This is a genomic window from Acinetobacter apis (genome assembly GCF_900197575.1).
GTDB classification, from domain to species: Bacteria; Pseudomonadota; Gammaproteobacteria; order Pseudomonadales; family Moraxellaceae; genus Acinetobacter; species Acinetobacter apis.
Genome location: NZ_FZLN01000001.1, coordinates 870,189 through 893,291, shown reverse-complemented (window position 1 = coordinate 893,291; position 23,103 = coordinate 870,189). Strand labels below are relative to the sequence as shown.

Genomic DNA, 23,103 nt, shown 5'->3' with positions numbered 1-23,103 from the left:
CATGTGTGGTTTTATAAATCAAGCGCTGCTGTTAATGCCTCATGCAATCGTGCCACAGCAATGACTTTTATACCCTTAATTGGTTTTTGCGGCGCATTGGCGCGTGGCAAAATAATGTATTCGAAACCATGCTTAACGGCCTCTTTTAAACGTTCTTGACCATTAGGCACAGGACGTATTTCGCCTGATAAGCCCACTTCACCAAATACAGCCAACTGCTGAGGGAATGCTTTACCCCGTAAACTTGATGCACACGCTAATAATACCGCCAAGTCTGAACCTGTTTCTGTAATTTTTAAGCCACCGACAATATTGACATACACATCTTGACCTGTGGTTTGTATACCACCATGGCGGTGCATGACGGCAAGTAACATATTGAGTCGGTTTTGATCCATACCAAGTGATACACGCCGTGCTTGACCATGTGCATCATCGACCAATGCTTGTACTTCAACCAAAAGCGGGCGAGTTCCTTCACGGCTCACCATCACAACTGAACCTGGAATTGGCTCATCATAACGGCTTAAAAAAATTGCGGACGGGTTTGAGACCTCTTTAAGCCCTGTATCGGTCATGCCAAATACACCCAATTCATTGACTGCGCCAAAACGGTTTTTCACAGCACGAATCATACGGTAACGCGAGTCAGATTGACCTTCAAAATATAATACACAGTCCACCATATGTTCTAAAACACGTGGGCCTGCCAAGGCACCTTCTTTGGTTACATGACCAACTAAAAATAAAGATGTTCCACTATTTTTAGCAAAACGAGTCAGTAATGCTGCAGATTCACGAATTTGTGACACACCGCCTGGTGCGGATTGAATCGTTTCAGTGTATAGGGTCTGAATAGAATCTAAAATGGCAACAGCAGGGCGCTCTTGAGCCAACGCTTCGCAAATTCGCTCGACACAAGTTTCAGCCATCACTTTTAAATGATCTGTTGAAAGCTCGAGGCGTTGTGCACGTAATGCCACTTGTGAGAGCGACTCTTCACCTGTGACATAAAGTGCAGCACCTGCTTTGGCCATATAGGTTGCAGTTTGTAATAAAATGGTAGATTTACCAATACCTGGGTCACCACCGATCAATACCACTGATCCTGTGACCAATCCACCACCAAGCACCCGATCAAATTCACTGATTCCTGTGGGTAACCTTGTTTCTCTAGAAATTGAGATTTGGTTTAAAGTAGTGATTTGAGAGACTTGACCTGCATAGCCACTAACTTTAGGTCTTGCACGGTGTGCTGTGGTATCTAACTTTGCTTCAACAAGTGAGTTCCATTCACCACAGTCAGTACATTGACCTGCCCATTTTGTATGATCAGCGCCACATTGTTCACAACGGTAAATGGTTTTAACTTTACTCATAGTTTGATCTCGTTGATCCATTCAATAGAAATACGCTTTAAAAGGATCAATTAATTAAAGCATTTGATATAAAAAATAGACGAATAATGAGAAAAACATCATTTATAGCAGATATTGGAATATTTTTTGCTTATCATAGCAACATACTGGTACTGAAGAAGAGACCTGAATGACTGCACAAGACCATCATTCTACAGATTTGCAACGTAATCTGACAAATCGTCATTTACAGCTGATAGCAATTGGCGGTGCCATTGGTACAGGACTGTTTATGGGGTCAGGAAAGACAATTTCACTGGCTGGCCCATCTATTTTAATCATTTATATGATCATTGGTACGATGGTGTTTTTCTTAATGCGTGCATTGGGGGAAATGTTGTTATCAAATTTAAACTATAAATCATTTGTGGACATGGCCTATGACTTATTGGGTCCAGGCGTGGGCTTTTATGTTGGCTGGACCTATTGGTTAGGCTGGGTATTTGTTGGTATGGCCGATTTAACTGCAGTCGTCAGTTATCTCACCTTTTGGTTACCAGCAGGCGCAAGTTTTAGCCCAATTGATCAAGCTTTAATTAGTGCAGGCTGTGTCATCTTCTTGCTTTTGTTAAACTTATTAACTGTAAAGCTATTTGGTGAAGTCGAATTTTGGTTTGCAATTATTAAAATTGTTGCCATTATTGCTTTAATTATTGCGGGCGCATATATGGTTGCAACGCATTATACCTCGCCAGGCGGATCAGTCGCATCAATTAGTAATATTTGGAGTCATGGTGGGATGTTCCCAAATGGCGTCAATGGCTTTTTGGCAGGTTTCCAAATCGCAATTTTTGCCTTTATTGGGGTGGAATTGGTTGGAACAACAGCTGCAGAAACCAAAGATCCAACCAAAAACTTACCTAAAGCCGTTAACTCGATTCCTGTACGTGTAATCTTATTCTATGTACTGTCATTGGTGGTTGTGATGTCAGTTACACCATGGACTGAAGTGAAAGCAGATCGTAGTCCGTTTGTTGAACTGTTCTTAATGGCAGGTATTCCAACTGCTGCAGTGATTATGAACTTGGTGGTTTTATCTTCTGTAATGTCATCTATGAACAGTGGGATTTTTTCAACCAGCCGAATGATGTTTGGTTTGTCAAGAGATGCTCAAGCACCTAAAATGATGAGCTTTTTAACCAAAAGTGGTGTACCTGCGAATGGGTTGTTATTCTCTTGCGCATGTATTATGGGTGGTTCATTACTTCAGTATTTTGTACCAAATACGATTGAAGCATTTACCTTGGCAGGCACGCTGTGTACGATTTTATTTATCTCAGTGTGGATTATTATTCTGCTATGTTACATCCGCTATCGTAAATCACGTCCAGAATTGCATACAGCCTCAAGCTTTAAAATGCCAGGTGGTGTCTTCATGAGCTATGTTGTCATTATATTCTTTGTCTTTACCATTGGAATTTTAAGCTTAGAAGATGATACACGCCGCTCTTTAGTGGTGAGCCCAATTTGGTTACTTGTGCTTGCGATTGGTTACTTTGGTTTTTATAAACCGCGTATCAAAAACCAAAACACACCGACTAAAAAGTTCTAAATCTTCTTAACTTGCACCAAAATAATGCAAAAAAGACAATTTGAATGAACTTGACCCGATTGCGTGCAATCGGGTTTTCTTTTTGATGCCAAGAAATGACGGCATGGTGAGATTGATCCTTTTTCTGTGCAAAGCCATGCTTCATTATCATTCAATCTTTATTTGGCGGGGCATAAGTCCACGTGTAGTGATAATCCAATGGCATGCAAAAGCTTAATTGAGAAACATTTCAAAGCATCTCACATCAAGGTATAATCATTAAAATGAAAATATTAGGTATAGGGTTATGTACAAATTGATTGGCGTCATGGGATTCATGGCCACAATAACATTGCTTGGTGGCTGTGGTCAGTCAGGTGCATTACAATTGACCAATGATCCAAATTTAGACACACGACCAAAATATTTACTGTGGCATGGTCAGCAAGAAGACAAACAAAATAAAACAGAAACTACAGCGTCAGAACCATCATCAACGCCAAATATGCGTTCATCAGGGCAAAATAATTAATTATTCGTAGGTATGTTTTATGAGTTTTAATCGAGTACAAGGTGTATTGCATGCTGAAGGATGCAATTTAAACGAATTGGCTTCACAGTATGGTACGCCGCTTTATGTTTATTCTAAATCCATTTTAGAACAGCATTATTCAAGCTTAGATCAGGCATTTGGTTATATCGATCACCAAATTTGCTTTGCTGTGAAATCAAACTCAAACCTTGCTGTACTGAATGTGTTGGCAAAAATGGGATCAGGCTTTGATATTGTGACCGGTGGAGAGCTTGCACGTGTTTTGGCTGCAGGTGGTGACCCGAAAAAAATTGTATTTTCAGGCTTAGGTAAATCAGAACAAGACATTGAGAATGCATTGAACGTTGGAATTGCATGTTTTAATGTTGAGTCTTATGCAGAATTAGACCGTATTGAAAAAGTTGCAAAGCGACTGAATACAAAAGCACCGATTTCACTGCGTGTTAATCCAGATGTTGATGCCAATACACATCCATATATTTCAACAGGCTTAAAAGAAAATAAATTTGGTATTCAAAGTGATACCGTATTAGAAACTTATCAATACGCGCATTCATTACCACACTTAAATATTATTGGTATTGATTGTCATATTGGTTCACAGCTTACAGAAACACAGCCATTTGAAGATGCGTTAAAGCGTTTAATCAGCATGATTGATGCACTCAAAGGGTTAGGTATTCAATTACAGCATGTTGATATTGGTGGTGGTTTAGGTGTGGTCTATAAAGATGAGACCCCACCGACAATGCTTGAATTTGCTCAAGCATTGCAACCTGCTTTAGAGCAAATTGGTTTAAAAGTCTATATGGAGCCAGGTCGTAGTATTAGTGCCAATGCAGGGCTGTTATTGACCAAAGTTGACTTATTAAAACCTACCAATCATCGCAACTTTGCGATTGTTGATGCTGCAATGAATGATTTAATTCGTCCATCATTATACCAAGCATGGATGGATATTCAGCCTGTGACATTGCCACAAGCAGATGCTGAGGTTAAAACATGGGATATTGTGGGCGCAATTTGTGAAACTGGTGATTTCTTAGCAAAAGATCGTGCACTTGCATTACAAGCAGATGATCATCTTGCTGTTTTTGGTGCAGGGGCTTATGGGTTTGTGATGAGTTCGAATTATAATACCCGCGCACGTGCAGCCGAAGTGATGGTAGATGGTCATACATCACATATCATTCGAGCACGAGAAACCATTGAGTCATTGTGGGAAAGAGAACGTTTATTGCCTGAGGAATAAAACATGTTACTTGAATTTACAAAAATGCATGGGTTAGGTAATGATTTCATGGTGGTTGATTTAATCAGCCAACATGCACAGTTTGATGCGCTAACCATTCAACGTTTGGCTGACCGTCATTTTGGGATTGGATTTGATCAGCTTTTAATTGTTGAACCACCTGATTTACCCAACGCAGATTTTAAATATCGTATTTTTAATGCAGATGGGTCAGAGGTTGAGCAGTGTGGTAATGGCGTACGCTGTTTTGCACGTTTTGTGCATGACCGTCAATTAACTCGAAAAACCAAAATTAAAGTTGAAACTAAATCGGGCATTGTTGAGCCAGAATTGGGTTTAAATGGTTGGGTTCGAGTGAATATGGGACAGCCAAAATTTACACCAGCTGAAATTCCATTTGTTGCTGAAGAGCAAGAGGCACTTTATAACCTTGAACTGGCAGATCAGCTCAATATTAAAATTGATGTTGTGAATATGGGCAACCCTCATGCAGTGACGATTGTCCCTGATGTATTAAATGTAGATGTTGCACGTTTAGGCCCACAAATTGAAAAACATGTTCGTTTCCCGCAACGTGTTAATGCTGGTTTTTTACAGATTATCAATGATAAGCGTGCTCGTTTAAGAGTATTTGAACGTGGTGTGGGTGAAACGATGGCCTGCGGTACAGGTGCATGTGCGGCAGCAGTCAGTGCAATGCGCCGTGGTTTATTGTCTTCACAAGTTGAAATTGAATTGGCAGGTGGGCGTTTAAATATTGCATGGCAAGAAGGCGGTGTTGTATGGATGACAGGTCCAACATCAACAGTATATGAAGGTCGTTTAGATTTGCGATACTTCCAAGGCTAAGCCAAAGGTTCAGCGTCTGACTTAAAAGGTGTTTGTCTAGATGAATAATATGCAATGGTTAGAGAATTGGCTTGTATCTAGACAAGCACAACACCAATCTTTAGAAACATTAAAGGCATATCGCCGTGATTTGACTGATTTTTTAACGTTTATTGATCGCAAAAAAATAGATATTTATCAGTTAGAAACTTCTGATTTGCGAGAGTATATTTCTTATAAAGTTGAAATAGACCATTTGAGTTCTAGTACATTGCAACGTCAACTGAGTGCAATTCGTCAATTCATGAAATGGCTCAACGAAAACCACGTATTACCACAAAATATTTGCCAAGATTTTCAATTAAAGCGTCAACCTCGACCGCTACCTGGTTTAATAGATCCAGACACTATTATCGAGCTATTAGACCAACTTGAACCTGCAACTGAACGTGATCAGCAATTGTGGATTCGCGATAAAGCGATTCTAGAATTACTGTATTCAAGTGGAATCCGTTTATCTGAAATTCAAGCATTACGTTTTAAAGATATTGATTTTCAACGTCAGTTATTAAGAATTTTAGGGAAAGGAAATAAAGAACGTATTGTGCCATTTGGGCAAAAATCAAAACAAGCGTTAATCACTTGGATTCAAATCTATCAGCTTTGGAAAGGGGGCTTTCAGCCTAGTGATGCTGTTTTTGTTTCGCTTAAAGGACAAGCATTAAGTGCAAGACAAATTGAAAATCGTGTCAAATTTCAAGCCAAGCGTGCAGGCATTAATGTGAATTTACATCCGCATTTACTTAGACACTGTTTTGCAAGTCATATGTTGGCAGAAAGTGGCGATTTAAGAGCAGTGCAAGAAATGCTAGGGCACAGTAATTTATCGACAACACAAGTTTATACACATTTAGATTTTGCACGCTTAGCTGCTGTTTATGACAAAGCACACCCAAGAGCATAAGTGCAATATGTAAGCGATTTCTCCTCCTAAATGAACATGAATGTATAGGATGTAACATATCAATACATTGAATAATTTTTATGGTTATTATCAGTATAATTGATAAATTTATCAGTAAAATCGTGAGTATCTTAGATATAACATACTGTAATATAATAATATAGTTTATTTAAAATTGTACCGATGCTGTGCAAGTTGTATTCAGCTGGTGATATAACAATCATTCTGATTGAAAAAACCACAGCATTAAAAATTTGTTGCTTGACCAACTGTGTCACATCAATGCAAGATAAGCACTGAAAAAATCCAAATTTGAAAAGCCAAACGCTTTTCCTCTCCATATTGAATTAAATATACAGCCGAGGATTACATGAAGGCTCTCGTTGCGGTCAAACGTGTAGTAGATGCTAATGTGAAAGTTCGCATTAAGCCAGATCATAGTGGTGTTGATTTGACAAATGTAAAAATGTCAATTAATCCATTTTGCGAAATTGCTGTTGAAGAAGCAGTACGTTTAAAAGAAAAAGGAATCGTTTCTGAAATTGTCATTGTTGCTGTCGGTCCAAAAGAAGCACAAGAACAGTTACGTTCTTCAATGGCATTAGGTGGCGATCGTTCAATTCTTGTTGAAACCAATCACGATGACCTTGGCGCGCTTGAAGTAGCAAAAATCCTAAAAGGAATTGCGCTTGAAGAAAAACCAGACTTAATTCTGCTTGGCAAGCAAGCGATTGATGACGAATCAAATCAAGTTGGTCAAATGCTTAGCGCACTGCTTGGTTCAGGACAGGCAACATTTGCCTCTGAAATTACTGTGAATGGCGATAAAGTACAAGTTATTCGTGAAATTGATGGTGGTTTACAAACGATTGAGCTGACACAGCCTGCTGTGATCACAGCTGATTTACGTTTAAATGAACCAAGATATGTCAAATTACCTGACATCATGAAAGCACGTAAAAAACCACTTGATGTGAAAACACCTGCAGATTACCAAGTCACTGTAGCAACCAAGCTAAAAACCATTGCAGTTGAGAATCCACCTGAGCGTCAAGCCGGGATTCGCGTAAATTCTGTAGATGAGTTGGTTGATAAACTGAAAAATGAAGCGAAAGTGATCTAATACAAAGGAATAAATCATGAGTATTTTAGTTATTGCTGAGCATGATAATCAGACATTAAACAGTGCAACTTTGCATGTTGTGGCTGCTGCACAGCAAATTGGTGGTGAAGTAACTGTTTTAGTGGCAGGTCAAAATGTACATGCTGTGGCTGAACAAGCACAACATGTAGCCGGTGTAGGTCGTGTTTTGGCGGCTGATCAAGCAGTTTATGCACATCATTTAGCAGAAAACTTATCCGCTCTTGTGGTTGATCTTGCAAATGGCTATACACATATTTTAGCGCCATCTACCACCACAGGTAAAAATGTATTACCACGCGTTGCAGCACTGTTAGATGTAAGCATGGTCACAGACATTATCGCAGTAAATGCAGCGAATACCTTTAAGCGTGCTATTTATGCGGGTAATGCAATTGCAACTGTTCAGTCGGAAGAACGTATTATTCTTGCAACTGTACGTACTACTGCATTTGATGCTGTTGCAGCTGAGGGTGGTTCAGCACAAATTGAAACCATCGACCTTGCAAAAGACGCTGGTGTATCACAATTTGTTACTGAAGAAATCATCAAAACAGATCGTCCAGAATTGTCAGCCGCACGTGTTGTGGTGTCAGGTGGGCGTGGTGTAGGTTCAGGTGAGAACTACCATCAAGTACTTGATCCATTGGCAGATAAGCTCGGTGCTGCTTTAGGTGCATCTCGTGCGGCAGTGGATGCTGGTTTTGTACCGAACGACATGCAAGTTGGGCAAACCGGTAAAATTGTTGCGCCAGATTTATATATTGCAGCAGGTATTTCAGGTGCAATTCAGCATTTGGCAGGTATGAAAGACTCTAAAGTAATTGTTGCCATCAATAAAGATGAAGAAGCACCTATTAATGCGGTTGCAGACTATTGGTTAGTTGGTGATTTAAATGATGTTGTGCCAGAATTGGTAAGCAAAATTTAATCATTTTCATCCAAAAAAACGCCTCAAGCTGAGGCGTTTTTTTTATGTCACACAGAATAATTTTCTTCACAATAAATCACATCTTTTTTATAAAAATATACCTGCTTTATTGTGCTTACTCCACAATTGATATGGCAAATATGCTAAAATATAGCGTTAATTTTTTATAAGTTTAGTTCAATTTTTTTGCACTAAAGTCTCTTTTGTTTTGTGGACTTGTGGTTATAACTAACCAAAAGAATAAGGAGTATGCATGAGCGTATCGGAAATAAGACCGATTGCCATTGAGGATGAACTCAAAAACTCATATCTAGATTATGCCATGAGCGTGATTGTGTCACGTGCATTGCCAGATGTGAGAGATGGCCTGAAACCCGTTCATCGTCGTGTGCTTTATGCTATGCACGAGCTGGGTAATGATTATAACAAAGCCTATAAAAAATCTGCCCGTGTCGTTGGTGATGTCATTGGTAAATATCACCCGCATGGCGATTCAGCCGTCTATGAAACCATTGTACGGATGGCGCAAAATTTTAGCTTGCGTTATTGTCTTGTCGATGGTCAAGGTAACTTCGGTTCAATTGATGGTGATAGTGCAGCAGCAATGCGTTATACCGAAGTTCGGATGACCAAGTTGGCACATGAATTGTTGGCAGATTTGGAAAAAGACACGGTAGATTGGGAAGATAACTATGATGGATCTGAACGGATTCCTCAGGTTGTACCAACACGTATTCCAAATTTGTTAATTAATGGTGCAGCAGGTATTGCGGTCGGTATGGCAACCAACATGGCACCGCATAATATGACTGAAGTGATTCATGCATGTTTAGCGTATGCCAATGATCCAAATATCTCTGTTGAAGGCTTAATGGATCACATCAGTGGCCCTGATTTCCCAACAGGCGGTATTATTTACGGTAAATCAGGCATTGTTGATGCCTACCGTACAGGGAAAGGTCGTGTTCATATTCGTGGTAAATATCATTTTGAAGAAGATGAGAAAACCAACCGTACGACCATCGTATTTACTGAAATTCCATACCAAGTCAACAAAGCGCGTGTCATTGAGCGTATTGCAGAATTGGTTAAAGAGAAAAAGCTAGAAGGTATTTCAGAACTTCGTGATGAGTCAGATAAAGAAGGGATGCGTATTGCAATTGATTTAAAGCGTGGCGAAAACGCTGAAGTCATTGTAAATAATTTATTCTTGAATACGCAGCTTGAGAATTCATTTAGCATCAATATGGTATGTCTTGATAATGGACAGCCGAAACTGATGAATTTGAAAGACATCATTTCTGCATTTATTCGCCATCGTCAAGAAGTGGTTACACGCCGTACGATGTATGAGCTACGTAAAGCACGCGAACGTGGTCATATTTTAGAAGGTCTCACTGTTGCATTAGCCAATATTGATGCGATCATTGAAGCAATTCGTACCTCAGGTAATCCCGCAGAAGCACGCGCAAAATTATTAGATGGTGAGTGGACAGCGGGAAGTATTGTGGCATTGCTTGAAAAAGCAGGCTCTGTATCGATTCGCCCTGATGAAATTGAAGGTGAAGATTTAGCGCGTCCATTTGGTATTTCAGATCAAATTTATCGTTTGTCACCTGTGCAAGTGAATGCAATTTTAGAATTAAGATTGCATCGTTTAACCGGCTTAGAACAAGATAAACTGCATGCCGAATACAATGATATCTTAGGTCAAATTGTTGAGCTCAATGCAATTTTAAATGACTTTAGTTTATTGATGGCGGTAATTCGTGAAGAGCTCAACTTAATTTTGCAACAGTATGGTGATACACGTCGTACAGATATTGTTGAATCAAGAATTGACTTTAGCCGTGAAGACTTAATTCCTGAAGAGCAAATTGTACTTACTGTATCGCAAACAGGATATGCAAAAACACAGCCTTTGTCTGATTATCAAGCTCAGCGTCGTGGTGGGCGCGGCAAGTCTGCAACATCAATGAAGAGTGATGACATCATTCAGCATCTGATTGTGGCATCCAACCATGCAACAGTTTTATGTTTTACCAATGTGGGTAAAGTATATCGCTTAAAAGCTTATGAGGTTCCGCAGGCCTCTCGTGGTGCAAAAGGTCGTCCAATGGTCAACTTGTTGCCATTAGATCCAAATGAAACCATTACTGCAATTTTACCTGTGACCAGTTTCCCAGAAGATCATTATGTCTTTATGGCGACAGCATCAGGTACAGTGAAACGTGTTGAGCTATCACAATTTAGTAATGTAAGATCGAATGGCTTACGTGCGATTGAGTTGAATGAAGAAGACACATTAATTGGTGTTTCAATCACTGATGGTAAGCAACAGATTATGCTTTTCTCGAATGAAGGAAAAGCAATTCGCTTTGCAGAAACAGATGTAAGAACCATGGGTCGTACAGCACGTGGTGTACGTGGTATGCGTGTTAGTTTTGCAGCCTCGGTTACAGAGTTAGATGACGCAGTCGATGCAGATGATGATACAGCAGAAGATACTCAAGATGCTGATTCAACGTTAAGCACCACCTATATTGTTTCATTGGTTGTGGTTCCTGAAAGTGGCGAAGTTCTGTGCGCATGTGAAAATGGTTATGGTAAACGTACGCCAGTAGATGACTTCCCAACTAAAAAACGTGGTGGGAAAGGCATTATTGCAATCAAAACCAGTGAGCGTAATGGTCAATTGGTTGGTGCGGTTTCGATTGATGAAAGTAAAGAAATGCTTTTGATTTCGAATGCTGGCACTTTAGTACGTACCCGTGCTTCAGAAGTGGCAACGACAGGGCGTAACGCACAAGGGGTTCGTCTCATTCGTTTAACAAACGAAACTTTGGTGAAAGTGGTTTCAATTGAAGCTTTAATTCCTGAGGAAGATGAACCATTAGAAGATGTCATTCTTGATGATGTGGTCAGTATTGCTGAGCCTGCTCAAGATGATGATGTTGCAGAATAAAAGATAAAGCAATAAAAAAGGAAGCTTCGTGCTTCCTTTTTTATTGCTTATTGAACAGGTTAAGCACGTGTAGTGGTTGTGATTCTCTTTAGAATGTCAGCAAGCACATCAAACTCATTTTGAAGTGGCGTACTTTTACGTGTAACCAATGAAATTGTACGTGTTGGTGCATTGGCAATACGTTTGTTATTCAATTCTTGATGGTATTGTAAAATGTGTTGTTTCAATGAGATTTCTGGCAATAAGGTATAACCTAAATTTGAAGAAACCATTTCAACTAACGTTGGCAATGAACTTGCTTTAATGCGGTGATCTGTTTTACGGTCGCCAATTGGGCAAGCACTTAATACATGGTCACGCAAACAGTGTCCTTCTTCAAGTAGCATTAAACGTGACATGTCTAAGTCATCAAGAGAAGTAACATTGGTACAGGTTTGATCTTGCTTACTGTAGACAAGGACAAGATCTTCTTGAAATATTTCAGCCACTTTTAATCCACGGGTATCAAATGGAAGCGCCAAAATAATCATATCTAAGCTACCATGTTCAAGCTTTTCTACAATTTTTTCGCTTTGTGCTTCATGTAAATGAAGCTGAATTTTTGGAAGATGACGATGAACCTCATCTAACAGTTGGGTTAGAATAAATGGTGCGATGGTTGGAATAATGCCTAAATGCAAATCACCGGTCAGCGGTTCACTCATTTCACGACTTAGACGCATCAAATCTTGTGCATCGGCCAACAAGACGCGCGCACGCGCGACAACTTGTTCACCAAGTGGTGTTAAACGAACATTCTGTCTGTCACGCTCAACCAGTACGCCACCTAATAAGCGTTCTAGTTCCATAATACCGCCAGAGAGCGTAGATTGCGTAACAAACGATCTACGTGCTGCTTCAGTAAAATGCAATGTTTCAGACAGGGTGACCAAGTAAGAAAGCTGTCTTAAAGAGGGTAATGCGGCCATAACGTCCTAGTACTTTTTTTAAGATTTAAAATGATGTGCAAACAAGGCACCTAATTGAGGAACATATTCTTCCGGAATATCATGCCCCATTCCTAAAATTAATTCAAATCGCGCATTTTTAATGGATTTTGCAACAGCCTTTCCGTGACTTGCAGGAAGTAACTTATCGCGCTGTCCATGAACAACAAGCGTGGGTTGAGTTATTTTCTGATCCCAAATATTGAGGGAGCCTGTACAAAGAATTGCCAATAATTGTCTAAATACACCGTCAGGTGCATAGCAACGATCATAAGCAAGCTCTGCTATTTTACGTAATTTTGTCTCATTTATACAGCTTGGCGAGCCAATAATTTTACTGACTTTAATTCGGTGTTCAATTATGTCTGCTTTTTGGTTGGATTTTGCTTTACCAAAAAACATCTGTAATTGTTGAAAACCCGGCGCAGGTAAAAATGCTTGATTATTACTGGTAAACAAAAGTCCAAGTTTTTGCACATTTTTTGGATATTTTGCAGCCAATATTTGGGCAATCATACCACCCATTGATGCACCAATGACAACATACTGCTCAATATTTAATTTTTGCATTAAGTTGGCAGTGTCATCTGCCATGTCTTCTAAGGTGTAACTGGGTGAGAGTGTATTGGCGATGCCAAGTTTAAAACGAATCATGAGCGTGAGTATATTTTGACGAACAGGGACATCGGATAGTTTAGATGACAGACCAATATCACGGTTGTCAAAACGTACGACATAAAACCCTTGGTCAATCAAATACTGACAAAAAGAAGCAGGCCAATCAATCAGTTGTACACCTAAACCCATAATTAACACCACACAAGGGTGGTCAGGGTTTCCACCGACTTCTGCATGAAGATGTATGCCGTGATCAAGTTCGACACGGATTTCATTCATAAATGGTGCATAAGGAGAGACGGGAAGATGCTTCATTGTTTGAGTGGAAATCTCTTATTTAACCAATAAAAAGGATGTTCAAATTAAAGTTCATCCAATAAACTCAATATGTATTTTACAATAAGGCAAAGCTATTTGTTTGTTTTAATTCGTAATATATATTGTATCTGTTTAGGATACTTTCATATATTTGGAATAATCTATATAAAAGTATAACAGAGTTTGAGTGTAAATAGCGCAAATCTTGATCATATTTGAGTGGGTATACACGCTTGATGTGCTTAAAACAAAAAAAGACCATAGAATTATGGTCTTTTTGATCATGTTAAATTTCTTTCATTTCAAAGTCATCTTTGGTAATGCCGCAGTCTGGGCAGTTCCAATCTTCAGGAACATCTTCCCATTTTGTTCCTGCTGCAATTCCATCTTCAGGCCAGCCTTCTGCTTCGCTGTAAATAAAACCGCATACAATACACTGATAAGTTTTCATGTCATATTCTCCAAATTGGGTGATGGGTAACATCAATGCCTGTCAACACAATATGCAGTATTCTACACGAGTCTGATCTGCACTCTAAGAGGTGATATTGCTGAATATCATTTTTGTGCTTTAAGATAAAACAGATGATTGATTAAATTGACGGGGCAGATGGCCAAATGCGTGCAAGGCTACAAAAAAAAGCCACTGATTTGGTGCAAAATATAGTGTTTTTTCATGAAGCAGATTAAAATCAGGCAAATTTTGTCAATTGATCTTTTCTTGTTATGACTCATCTTGCTCAATCATTGTGGACACATATTCGTACAGTGCCTGATTTCCCACGTGCTGGAATTTGTTTCTATGATTTAACACCACTCTTTTTAACTGAAATTCAAGCATTGACAGATGCTTTGATTGAAAGCATTCCGCAAGCAGAATTAGAGATGGTCGATAGCTTCATGGCTGTTGAAGCAAGAGGCTTTGTTTTGGCGAGCTTTTTAGCTCAACGACTCAATAAAGGACTCATTTTAGTTCGTAAAGCAGGCAAGTTACCTCCACCTGTCATTGGCGTTGAATATAGCTTGGAATATGGGACAGATCGTCTTGAATTGTCTGCATCTGTGCAGCCACAAAAAGTCATTTTAGTTGATGATATTTTGGCGACAGGTGGTACATTACGCGCCACGTTATCTTTGGCTTTAAAAAGTCATCTGACTGTATTAGGTACTTCGGTATTACTTGATTTAGAGTTGTTAAATCAACCTTTAGATATGCCAGTATGGTCGGTATTGAAGGAAAGCGATCGCTCTACTGCATGTTAATCTGATGCAATTCAAACCAAAAAACGACTGTATTTGCAGTCGTTTTTTAATTTCGGTCAAGTAAGTAGTTGGTTTCAAAAAACTGAATCAGTTGATTTAGCCGCTCAGGATATTCAAGCCGGTGATAACCACCAGGATTGACCTCAATAAACATAAAATGTTCTAAAAAATTGCGTGTTTCGACCATGTTAAGTGTTTCATCTCCCAATTCTAAATACGCCAATTGCGGAATTTCATGGTCTAGATCTGTTTCACTGATGCTTAAATAATCTGTTCGAAAATTAGGTTGTAAACATGGGTTGGCAATAATGGCAGGTAATTGAAATAAATAAGACATTTTTAATGCCCAATATCCACCAATACCATGACCGACTAATAAGTTTGGTTTAATTTTATGAATGGTGTGATGATAAAACTCAAGCACACTGTTAAAACTTAGATTACGGTAATCAACATCAATACAAAATTTATTAGGTGAAGAAATTGCATGAAATTTTGTTGATGCTTTTGATGAATCTAAGCCATGGAAAAACAATATTTTCGTACTCTTCGGTTTCATTGCTCTGATGTCTTATTCAAGATGAACGATTGTTTTTGAATATCATTCTATAAATAATGATTTTACGTTGAAACATCAGGCTTTGAAGTTAGCAAATAGTCTAATACCTACTATAAATTTGATAATTGTCTATTTTTTATATGCAGATGTGACATCAAATTAGAAAAAAAAACCGAGTTCTGCTATAGTCGGTAACTTAACTTTTGATTATTTTTATCGAGGCTGAAATGACGCAACACCCCGCTCAATCGAGTGCTGAACCAACTATTTCCGAAAACGATTTAATTGCACAGCGTCACGCCAAGTTAAAACAAATAGAAGAACAAGCAAAAGAAAAGGGTGTAAGCCCTTGGCCAAACGGTTTTAAACGTGAGCATTATGCTGCTGACTTGCAAGCCACTTTCCAAGATCAAGACAAAGCAACGATTGAAGCAGCTGAACATGTTTATGTCAAAGTTGCAGGACGTGTCATGCTTAACCGTGGCTCGTTTATTGTATTACAAGACATGACTGGTCGTATTCAGCTGTATGTAGACCGTAAAGGTTTACCTGAAGACCAATTGAACTCAATTAAAGCGCTTGATTTGGGCGATATTGTGGCAGCCACTGGATATATCGGGCGTTCTGGTAAAGGCGATTTATATGTTCATTTACAAACATTTGAACTGCTTACTAAATCATTGCGTCCATTGCCAGATAAATTTCATGGTTTAAACGACACAGAAGCTAAATATCGTAAGCGTTATTTAGATCTGATTGTGAATGAAGAAACACGTAAAACTTTTGAAATCCGTGCGCAAGTTATCGCAGGTATACGTCAGTATTTGGTTGCTGAGCGTTTTATGGAAGTTGAAACACCAATGATGCATGTCATTCCTGGTGGTGCATCAGCCAAGCCATTTGTGACGCATCACAATGCACTAGATATGAATTTATTTCTGCGTATTGCGCCAGAATTATATCTTAAACGTTTAGTAGTTGGTGGTTTTGAGCGTGTGTTTGAAATTAACCGTAACTTCAGAAATGAGGGTGTATCAACACGTCATAATCCTGAATTTACGATGATTGAATTTTATCAAGCGTATGCAGATTATAAAGATTTAATGGCACTAACTGAAAACATGTTAGAAAAGCTAGCGTTAGATATCTTAGGTTCTACTGATGTGCCTTATGCAGAAGAAACATTTAGCTTTAAAGGCCCATTCAAAAAAATCTCTATGTTTGATGCTATTTTAGAACATAATCCTAATTTCACGGCTGAAAATGTTGCAGATCGTGAGTTTTTAGCATCTTTTGTTCAAAACGAACTGAAAGAGCAAGTTAAACCAGGCTTTGGTTTAGGCAGATTGCAGACAATAGTGTTTGAAGAAACTGTTGAAACACAATTGCGTCAACCTACATTCATTACCGAATACCCTGCAGAAACATCACCACTTGCTCGTCGTAATGATGATAATCCACATGTTACAGATCGCTTTGAGTTCTTCATTGGTGGTCGCGAGTTAGCAAATGGATTTAGCGAGTTGAATGATCCAATTGATCAAGCAGAACGTTTCCAAGCGCAAGTGGCAGAAAAAGATGCTGGTGATGACGAAGCAATGCACTATGACGCTGAATTTATTGAAGCCTTAGAGTATGGTTTGCCACCGACAGCAGGACAGGGTATTGGGATTGACCGTCTTGTCATGTTGTTTGCAAATGCTGCAAGTATTCGTGATGTATTATTGTTTCCGCATATGCGCCGTAAAGACAGTTAAGCGTATATGAAATAAAAAACCCTTTATTGATAAAGGGTTTTTTTATTGCTGATAAATTGGATTAGCTGACGGCAAAAGGGATGATGCCAAATAGCAATGCACTTAATAACAGTACAAAACAAGTTGCAATCGCCCATTTGAGCGTAAAACGTTGATGATCTGCAAAATCGACACCTGCCAACCCACATAATAAATATGTTGATGGCACAAGTGGTGAGAGTAGATGGACAGGTTGTCCAATAATTGAAGCACGTGCCATTTCAACAGGAGTCACTCCATAATGAGTTGCGGCTTCTGATAAAATAGGTAACATGCCATAGTAAAATGCATCATTTGACATAAAAAAGGTGAGTGGCATACTCACAATGGCGGTCACAGGTGCAGAATACGGTCCAAGAAATTCTGGCATTGAATGTACAAATTGCTCAGACATCGCATGAATCATACCTGTCCCTGATAAAATACCTGTAAAAATTCCTGCTGCAAAAATTAAACTCACCACAGCCAATGCGCTATCAGCATGTTCTGCAATTCGTGCCTTTTGTTGTTCAAGGCTTGGATAGTTAATACATAGCGCAATAGAAAAGGCAATCATAAATAAAATAGGCATCGGCAAAAAGCCCATCACCAATGAAATCATTAAACATAAAGTTAAGATGGCATTGATGGTTCTTAAATGTGGGCGACGTGCTTCTTGGTTCTGCGATACAGTAATTTCAACCTGATGTTCAGGTTGTTTTAATTGAATGATGCCTAATCTTTTTCGCTCATAACGACCATACGCATATGCCAATATAAAAACCCACAGAATACTTATGCCCATAGGAATAAGCATGGCAACAAATATTTCGCTTGGGTCAACATGTAAAGCACTTGCAGCACGTGCAGTTGGGCCACCCCAAGGCGTTAAATTCATAATGCCACTGCTGAGCAACATTAAACAGGTCATGATCAGTGGGTTCATATTCAGGCGTTTGAATAGCGGCAACATTGCTGCAACACAAATCATATATGTGGTTGAACCATCACCATCTAAAGAGACGATCAGTGTTAATAATACGGTTCCTAATGTCACTTTTAACGGATCGCCATGTACACGATCCAAAATCCATTGTACAGGAGGATCAAATAAGCCGGTATCAATCATGAGTGCAAAATACATGATGGCAAACAAAAGCATAATTCCTGTTGGTGCAAGCTTTTGAATTCCATCTAACATCATGTTGCCGAGTGCATCGAACTGAATATGATTTAAATCATCGATATAGTGACCTAAAAAAGCAGCCAGTACAGCAAAGAGGATGGGGATAATCGTGAGTGCAGTCAGTGCACTTAAACGCTTACTCATGATTAGATACATAAAGCATCCAATCATGATAATGCCTAGCCATGTCAGCATAATACTGTCCTTAGTGTTATGGGTACCTTGAGTATATTTATTTACTTGTTGTTAAAATAATAGACATTTGTCTTATATCATTAAAAAAGGTGCGATAACGCACCTTTTTTTAACTATTTTCATCTTTATTTTTATCTGGTATGAAAATATCTTCATTGATCACAGAAAGTCGTGTGACCAAGAGCTGGTCGATTTTAAAGTGATCAACATCGACCACTTCAAATTTAAAATTGTTAAATTCAACGAAATCTGCAGGACGAGGTACTTTTCTGAGCTTATACATCATAAAGCCTGCAACAGTTTCATAATTTTCTTCTTCCGGCATTTCATCAATATCTAAAACATGTTTCATGTCTTCGATAGGTGTACTGCCTTCAATTAACCATGAATGTTGGTCACGTTTAATAATCTGCTGATTTTCATCCATAGGGGTTACCCAATCACCCATGACCGTACTCATGATGTCATTTAAGCTGATGACACCGACCACCCATGCATATTCATTGATGACCACAGCCAATGTTTCTTTACTTGCTCTAAAACGATCAAGCAGTTCTGATAAGGTGAGGGTGTCTGGAATAGTTAACACACTGCGAATGGTTGATTCGTTCAATTGATTCAATTTTTGATTATTCAAAATTCGAACCAAGAAGTCTTTGGCATCAACATAACCAATCATTTGATCAATTGTTTCGTTACAGACTAGGAATTTTGAAAATGGGTATTGCGCTAATTTTTGTTTAATACTTTCTTCGGATTCAGTTAAAGTGAAAAAGACAATATTTTCACGCGTGGTCATGCTAGACGGTACAGTACGTTCCTCAAGCTCAAACACATTTTCAATAAAATGGTGTTCTTGTTTTAGTAATACACCTGCTTGTGCGCCAGCTTCCATGACGGCAGCAATATCATCAAAGGTAATATTGTCTTCACGAATGGTGTTCACTTTAAACAAACGAAACAACAAGTTAGTAATAACATTTACGACCCATGCCAAGGGAGAGCAAATTTTGACATAGATTAACGTGGGTACAATGACTGCAATCGCAATTTTTTCTGGTGCGATCATTGCCAAGCGCTTTGGCATAAAGTCAGCAAATAAAATAAAGATTAAGGTCACAAAAACAAATGATAGACCAAAGGCGGCAGTTTCAATCCATGCGCCATCAAAAAAGTGTTTTAGTAGATCAAGAAAAACCAAGCGAAATGCAGGTTCTCCGATAATCCCGCCTAAAATACCAACTGCATTCAAACCAATTTGGGATGCAGCAAAAAAGTCAGCAGATTGCGCTTGAACGTCCAATACCTTTTGTGCGCGTTCATCGCCTGATTCTGCCAAGATCTTCAGTTTAACTTTCCTTGCGCCTGCAAGTGCAATTTCGGCAAGGGCCAAAAAACTACCAGCGGCGATCAGAATACTAACGATCACAATACTTTGAAAAAAACTCACAATGCACCTGTATTTATAAATTTTGCATTATTAGGTATTTTGTAACATAAAAAGATACAGTGCGGTATAGAAAATAACCGTCACTGTAAGAAAAAAGAGACAGAAAACTTAATAATGTGTATGCGTATTTACCTTTAAATACTCACGATTTTCTTCTTCTACCATTTGTCTTGCAACATATAAAATCAGCTGGCGTAACCAACGATGTGCAGGATGGTGATGAAGAAGTGGACACCAAGCCATTTTTAATTCAATTTCTGGAATGTAAAAAGGTGGGTCTTTAATCACTAATTCTGGATTAGTGGCTTGTAAATCTGCTATACGTGTTGGTAATGTGGCAATTAAGTCAACATTACGCGTAAGCAATGCAGGCATTTGATAATGCCTTGTAAAAATAGAAATTTTACGTTTTTGTCCGATCCGCTCCAATGCTTGGTCTATCCAACCTAAGCCAGATTGTTTTTCAGGGTTCACCCCAAATCCAATGCCCATTCCTGTTTTAGAGACCCAAATATGATGTGCATCTAAATAATTTTTTAAATTAAAGTGTTCGACATGGGGATGCTGAGCGCTAATTAAACACGAAAAGCTATCGCGCCAAACCAGCACTTGGTGGAAACTTTGTGGAATTTCAGTAAATCGGTTAATGGCTAAATCAACCTTACCTTGCTCCATATCTCGATAAGACACATCGCTTGGGGTTAAAAAATCCAATACTACGTGTGGTGCTTCAGCCCGTAGTGCTTTTACTAGTCTTGGAATTAACGTTGCCTCTGCATAATCTGAGGTCATAATTCGAAAAACACGTGTACTGGTATATGGTTTAAAATCTGTACGCGGCTCTAAAATCATTGATAAATCAGATAAAGCATCTCGTATTCTTGGCTGTAATTCTAATGCACGTTCAGTCGGGGTCATACCTTCAGAAGAACGGATCAAAAGCGGATCATTAAATAATGTTCGCAATCGACGCAAAATATTACTCATTGCAGGCTGTGTAACGCCCAATTGTTCTGCTGCACGAGTGACATTTTTTTCTCTCAACAAGACATCAAGATAAATCAATAAGTTTAAATCCACTCGCTCAAGATTCATAAAAAAAATACCAAGATCACAGCCATAAAATATCTTGATAGTATGCCACAAATTCCTATTTTTGTATTCAGAAAATCGTATCTAAGCACCGAGAACTGTAGTAGCTTAAAAAAACATTCGATGAATTACTGTACTGAATTTAGCGCCACCTGAGTAAATGCTGTTCTAGTTTTTTCATACCAAGGTCTGTCATTTTTCCAAGCAAGGCCAAGAGTAAGATGGCAACAATCACAATGTCTGGCCGTGCAGTTTCACGCCCATCACTTAATAAATAGCCAATCCCTTGAGTCGCAGCAATCAATTCTGCAGCCACCATAAACATCCACGATAAGCTCAGGCTGTTTCGTACCCCAGTTAAAATACCTGATAATGCTGCAGGCAATATAATTTGAACAATTCGCTGAAAGCGATTTAAATTATAAGCAACTCCGAGTTCAATTAATTTAGGGTCAACGTGTTGAATGGCTGCAACAGTGTTGGTATACGTCGGAAAAAAAGCCCCAATAATAATTAACGTCAGTTTTGAACTTTCATCAATACCAAGCCACAGTAACAGTAATGGAATCCAAGCCAAACTTGGAATGGATTTAATTGCAGACAATGTTGGGTCAAGATAATCTTCAATATGCTTATTTAAGCCGACGGCAATCGCAACAATAAGTCCCAAACCACTACCAATGAAAAAACCAATGCCCACACGAACACTGCTGATATAAATGTGACTGAATAAATCGGCATGCAGTAATTCTAAAAAAGTTTGCCATAAACTAGATGGTGCAGGCAGTAAGTAAGGGGCAATCCATCCTTGTCTGACTGTCATTTCAGCTAAGCTTAACAAGAGTAAAGGTAAAATTAACCCTTTTATGCCTGTACTCAATTTGGTTTTCCATGAATTAGTTTGTGACCTAAAGGTATACGTCGATGATGTATTGACTTTACCCTCAGGTTTGAACACAGAGTTTGACCACATTTAGCGAATAACCTTTTGAGCAAACTTAGGATCAATTAATTGATCAATCACTTGTGATACTTGTGTGCCAGGACGAACTAAACCTTCTTCTGTTAAAATTTTGCCCGCCTGTTTGAGGGCATTGATTTGTAGACTTGATGGAATGTTTTGCTCGAAGTTGGTTCGACTCAATTGTAATTTGGCCACAGCCAATGGTAATTTAGACTCTCTTGCTAACAGTGCTGCTGTTTGATCTGGATGAGATTTTGCCCATTTACGGGCATCTTCATACGCCTTAATAACAATTTCAACCACCTCAGGACTTTGAGCTGCAAAGTTTTCTTTGGTACTTAACACGCTATAACTATTAAAACCTACATTGCGATAAAGCAGTCGTGCACCTGTTTGGAGTTGAGCCGCTGCCATAAGAGGGTCTAAGCCTGCCCATGCATCGACTTGATTGCGTTCTAATGCAATTTTGCCATCAGGATGTTGGAGTGGAATCAGTTGAACATCTTTTTTTGTTAATCCCACGGTATCTAATGCTTGTAAAGTAAATAAAAATGGATCAGTGCCTTTAGTGGCTGCAATTTTCTTTCCTTTTAAGTCTTTTAAAGATTTTAAGGGTGAATTTTTGCTAACCACTAAAGCAGTCCATTCAGGTTGACTTTGAATATACACGGTTTTGATGGGGCTACCATTGGCACGGTTCAAGACAGCTGCAAGTCCTGCTGTTGATGCAAAATCAATACTGTTGCCGTTTAAATATTCTAAAGAACGATTGCTGCCCTGACTAAAAACCCATTTAATGCGCGTATTGGGTAATGCTTTTTCTAAAAGCTTTTGATCTTTCACAATTAAACTGGTCGGTGCATAGTATGCGTAATCTAATTTAACTGTTTGTGGAATCACAGCAAATACAGGTGCTGTAGCGCAGAGTGATGCAGTTGTAATAAGTAACAGTTTTAACCAAGATCGGGTGTGAGTAGAACGCATGCTCATGTCCATATGACGTTAAAAGATTGATAGGATCAAATCATTGCATAGTCCATGACAACTTCAAATGTATATATATTTATTAGCTATTGCGTTTTAATGATATGTGTTTTGCCTAGCAAAGACCGAC

At 38.9% G+C, this 23,103-nt stretch carries 20 protein-coding genes; 10 read left to right on the top strand and 10 right to left on the bottom strand.

The genetic code is table 11. The annotated features are described in order from the left end of the window. Window positions 1–11: 11 nt before the first annotated feature. Window positions 12–1,379, bottom strand: a complete 1,368-nt coding sequence (radA, locus tag CFY84_RS04110) for a DNA repair protein RadA (protein WP_088823384.1) — start codon at window positions 1,377–1,379, stop codon at window positions 12–14. A gap of 169 nt (window positions 1,380–1,548) precedes the next feature. Here radA and CFY84_RS04105 point away from each other — a divergent pair, with 169 nt between their 5' ends. From CFY84_RS04105 to gyrA, 8 genes are all read left to right on the top strand, one after another. After that, window positions 1,549–2,970, top strand: coding sequence for an amino acid permease (locus tag CFY84_RS04105; RefSeq protein ID WP_088822915.1), 1,422 nt, complete (start codon window positions 1,549–1,551; stop codon window positions 2,968–2,970). A gap of 316 nt (window positions 2,971–3,286) precedes the next feature. Then, window positions 3,287–3,481 carry a hypothetical protein gene (locus CFY84_RS04100; protein ID WP_228149593.1) on the top strand — a complete coding sequence of 65 codons (195 nt, stop codon included), beginning with the start codon at window positions 3,287–3,289 and terminating at the stop codon, window positions 3,479–3,481. A 19-nt stretch (window positions 3,482–3,500) separates the two neighbouring features. Next, window positions 3,501–4,754 carry a diaminopimelate decarboxylase gene (gene lysA, locus CFY84_RS04095; RefSeq protein WP_088822913.1) on the top strand — a complete coding sequence of 418 codons (1,254 nt, stop codon included), beginning with the start codon at window positions 3,501–3,503 and terminating at the stop codon, window positions 4,752–4,754. 3 nt (window positions 4,755–4,757) lie between these two features. Next, complete coding sequence (dapF, locus tag CFY84_RS04090; protein WP_088822912.1) at window positions 4,758–5,603, top strand: diaminopimelate epimerase; 846 nt, start codon at window positions 4,758–4,760, stop codon at window positions 5,601–5,603. Window positions 5,604–5,643: 40 nt separating this feature from the next. Then, window positions 5,644–6,546: a site-specific tyrosine recombinase/integron integrase gene (gene xerA / locus CFY84_RS04085; RefSeq protein ID WP_088822911.1), complete on the top strand. Its 903-nt coding sequence runs from the start codon at window positions 5,644–5,646 to the stop codon at window positions 6,544–6,546. Between the two features lie 370 nt (window positions 6,547–6,916). Beyond that, window positions 6,917–7,669 carry an electron transfer flavoprotein subunit beta/FixA family protein gene (locus CFY84_RS04080; RefSeq protein ID WP_088822910.1) on the top strand — a complete coding sequence of 251 codons (753 nt, stop codon included), beginning with the start codon at window positions 6,917–6,919 and terminating at the stop codon, window positions 7,667–7,669. 16 nt (window positions 7,670–7,685) lie between these two features. Next, the gene (locus CFY84_RS04075) at window positions 7,686–8,618 is read left to right on the top strand and encodes an electron transfer flavoprotein subunit alpha/FixB family protein (protein WP_088822909.1); all 933 of its coding nucleotides are present in this window, start codon (window positions 7,686–7,688) and stop codon (window positions 8,616–8,618) included. A gap of 253 nt (window positions 8,619–8,871) precedes the next feature. Next, window positions 8,872–11,583 carry a DNA gyrase subunit A gene (gene gyrA, locus CFY84_RS04070; protein ID WP_088822908.1) on the top strand — a complete coding sequence of 904 codons (2,712 nt, stop codon included), beginning with the start codon at window positions 8,872–8,874 and terminating at the stop codon, window positions 11,581–11,583. A gap of 59 nt (window positions 11,584–11,642) precedes the next feature. Here gyrA and oxyR read toward each other — a convergent pair whose 3' ends face one another. The 3 genes from oxyR to CFY84_RS04055 all read right to left on the bottom strand — a co-directional run bounded on the left by oxyR (window position 11,643) and on the right by CFY84_RS04055 (window position 13,956). After that, window positions 11,643–12,551: a LysR family transcriptional regulator OxyR gene (oxyR, locus tag CFY84_RS04065; RefSeq protein WP_088822907.1), complete on the bottom strand. Its 909-nt coding sequence runs from the start codon at window positions 12,549–12,551 to the stop codon at window positions 11,643–11,645. Window positions 12,552–12,569: 18 nt separating this feature from the next. Continuing rightward, window positions 12,570–13,502 carry an alpha/beta fold hydrolase gene (locus tag CFY84_RS04060; RefSeq protein WP_088822906.1) on the bottom strand — a complete coding sequence of 311 codons (933 nt, stop codon included), beginning with the start codon at window positions 13,500–13,502 and terminating at the stop codon, window positions 12,570–12,572. Between the two features lie 289 nt (window positions 13,503–13,791). Continuing rightward, entirely contained in the window at window positions 13,792–13,956 is a 165-nt protein-coding gene (locus CFY84_RS04055; RefSeq protein WP_088822905.1) for a rubredoxin, read from the bottom strand. Between the two features lie 275 nt (window positions 13,957–14,231). Between CFY84_RS04055 and CFY84_RS04050 the strand changes: the two genes are divergently transcribed. After that, window positions 14,232–14,768, top strand: a complete 537-nt coding sequence (locus CFY84_RS04050) for an adenine phosphoribosyltransferase (protein ID WP_088822904.1) — start codon at window positions 14,232–14,234, stop codon at window positions 14,766–14,768. A gap of 46 nt (window positions 14,769–14,814) precedes the next feature. Here the strand turns inward: CFY84_RS04050 and CFY84_RS04045 are convergent, their stop codons facing one another. Then, window positions 14,815–15,327 (bottom strand): YqiA/YcfP family alpha/beta fold hydrolase, encoded by a 513-nt coding sequence (locus tag CFY84_RS04045; protein ID WP_088822903.1) that lies wholly within the window; start codon window positions 15,325–15,327, stop codon window positions 14,815–14,817. Window positions 15,328–15,554: 227 nt separating this feature from the next. On the opposite strand from CFY84_RS04045, the gene lysS reads away from it, so the two are divergent. Next, a complete protein-coding gene (lysS, locus tag CFY84_RS04040; protein WP_088822902.1) occupies window positions 15,555–17,084 on the top strand; it encodes a lysine--tRNA ligase in 1,530 nt (509 codons plus the stop codon). A gap of 61 nt (window positions 17,085–17,145) precedes the next feature. Here the strand turns inward: lysS and CFY84_RS04035 are convergent, their stop codons facing one another. The 5 genes from CFY84_RS04035 to CFY84_RS04015 all read right to left on the bottom strand — a co-directional run bounded on the left by CFY84_RS04035 (window position 17,146) and on the right by CFY84_RS04015 (window position 22,973). Further along, on the bottom strand, window positions 17,146–18,483 hold the full coding sequence (locus tag CFY84_RS04035; RefSeq protein ID WP_088822901.1) for a CitMHS family transporter: 1,338 nt from the start codon (window positions 18,481–18,483) through the stop codon (window positions 17,146–17,148). A 109-nt stretch (window positions 18,484–18,592) separates the two neighbouring features. Then, on the bottom strand, window positions 18,593–19,933 hold the full coding sequence (locus tag CFY84_RS04030; protein WP_088822900.1) for a hemolysin family protein: 1,341 nt from the start codon (window positions 19,931–19,933) through the stop codon (window positions 18,593–18,595). A 108-nt stretch (window positions 19,934–20,041) separates the two neighbouring features. Next, window positions 20,042–21,028, bottom strand: a complete 987-nt coding sequence (locus CFY84_RS04025; protein WP_088822899.1) for a LysR family transcriptional regulator — start codon at window positions 21,026–21,028, stop codon at window positions 20,042–20,044. A gap of 139 nt (window positions 21,029–21,167) precedes the next feature. Beyond that, on the bottom strand, window positions 21,168–21,998 hold the full coding sequence (locus tag CFY84_RS04020; RefSeq protein WP_088822898.1) for an ABC transporter permease: 831 nt from the start codon (window positions 21,996–21,998) through the stop codon (window positions 21,168–21,170). Next, window positions 21,999–22,973, bottom strand: coding sequence for an aliphatic sulfonate ABC transporter substrate-binding protein (locus CFY84_RS04015; RefSeq protein WP_088822897.1), 975 nt, complete (start codon window positions 22,971–22,973; stop codon window positions 21,999–22,001). Between the last annotated feature and the right edge of the window lie 130 nt (window positions 22,974–23,103).

Excerpts from the sequence above, each read along its gene's own strand:
- CFY84_RS04050 (WP_088822904.1), top strand. The coding sequence starts at position 14,232 with ATGACTCATCTTGCTCAATCATTGTGGACACATATTCGTACAGTGCCT.
- CFY84_RS04015 (WP_088822897.1), bottom strand. The coding sequence starts at position 22,973 with ATGCGTTCTACTCACACCCGATCTTGGTTAAAACTGTTACTTATTACA.
- CFY84_RS04060 (WP_088822906.1), bottom strand. The coding sequence starts at position 13,502 with ATGAAGCATCTTCCCGTCTCTCCTTATGCACCATTTATGAATGAAATC.
- dapF (WP_088822912.1), top strand. The coding sequence starts at position 4,758 with ATGTTACTTGAATTTACAAAAATGCATGGGTTAGGTAATGATTTCATG.
- CFY84_RS04035 (WP_088822901.1), bottom strand. The coding sequence starts at position 18,483 with ATGCTGACATGGCTAGGCATTATCATGATTGGATGCTTTATGTATCTA.
- CFY84_RS04055 (WP_088822905.1), bottom strand. The coding sequence starts at position 13,956 with ATGAAAACTTATCAGTGTATTGTATGCGGTTTTATTTACAGCGAAGCA.
- CFY84_RS04105 (WP_088822915.1), top strand. The coding sequence starts at position 1,549 with ATGACTGCACAAGACCATCATTCTACAGATTTGCAACGTAATCTGACA.
- oxyR (WP_088822907.1), bottom strand. The coding sequence starts at position 12,551 with ATGGCCGCATTACCCTCTTTAAGACAGCTTTCTTACTTGGTCACCCTG.
- gyrA (WP_088822908.1), top strand. The coding sequence starts at position 8,872 with ATGAGCGTATCGGAAATAAGACCGATTGCCATTGAGGATGAACTCAAA.
- CFY84_RS04045 (WP_088822903.1), bottom strand. The coding sequence starts at position 15,327 with ATGAAACCGAAGAGTACGAAAATATTGTTTTTCCATGGCTTAGATTCA.
- radA (WP_088823384.1), bottom strand. The coding sequence starts at position 1,379 with ATGAGTAAAGTTAAAACCATTTACCGTTGTGAACAATGTGGCGCTGAT.
- CFY84_RS04020 (WP_088822898.1), bottom strand. The coding sequence starts at position 21,998 with ATGTGGTCAAACTCTGTGTTCAAACCTGAGGGTAAAGTCAATACATCA.
- CFY84_RS04075 (WP_088822909.1), top strand. The coding sequence starts at position 7,686 with ATGAGTATTTTAGTTATTGCTGAGCATGATAATCAGACATTAAACAGT.
- CFY84_RS04100 (WP_228149593.1), top strand. The coding sequence starts at position 3,287 with ATGGCCACAATAACATTGCTTGGTGGCTGTGGTCAGTCAGGTGCATTA.
- CFY84_RS04025 (WP_088822899.1), bottom strand. The coding sequence starts at position 21,028 with ATGAATCTTGAGCGAGTGGATTTAAACTTATTGATTTATCTTGATGTC.
- CFY84_RS04080 (WP_088822910.1), top strand. The coding sequence starts at position 6,917 with ATGAAGGCTCTCGTTGCGGTCAAACGTGTAGTAGATGCTAATGTGAAA.
- lysA (WP_088822913.1), top strand. The coding sequence starts at position 3,501 with ATGAGTTTTAATCGAGTACAAGGTGTATTGCATGCTGAAGGATGCAAT.
- lysS (WP_088822902.1), top strand. The coding sequence starts at position 15,555 with ATGACGCAACACCCCGCTCAATCGAGTGCTGAACCAACTATTTCCGAA.
- xerA (WP_088822911.1), top strand. The coding sequence starts at position 5,644 with ATGAATAATATGCAATGGTTAGAGAATTGGCTTGTATCTAGACAAGCA.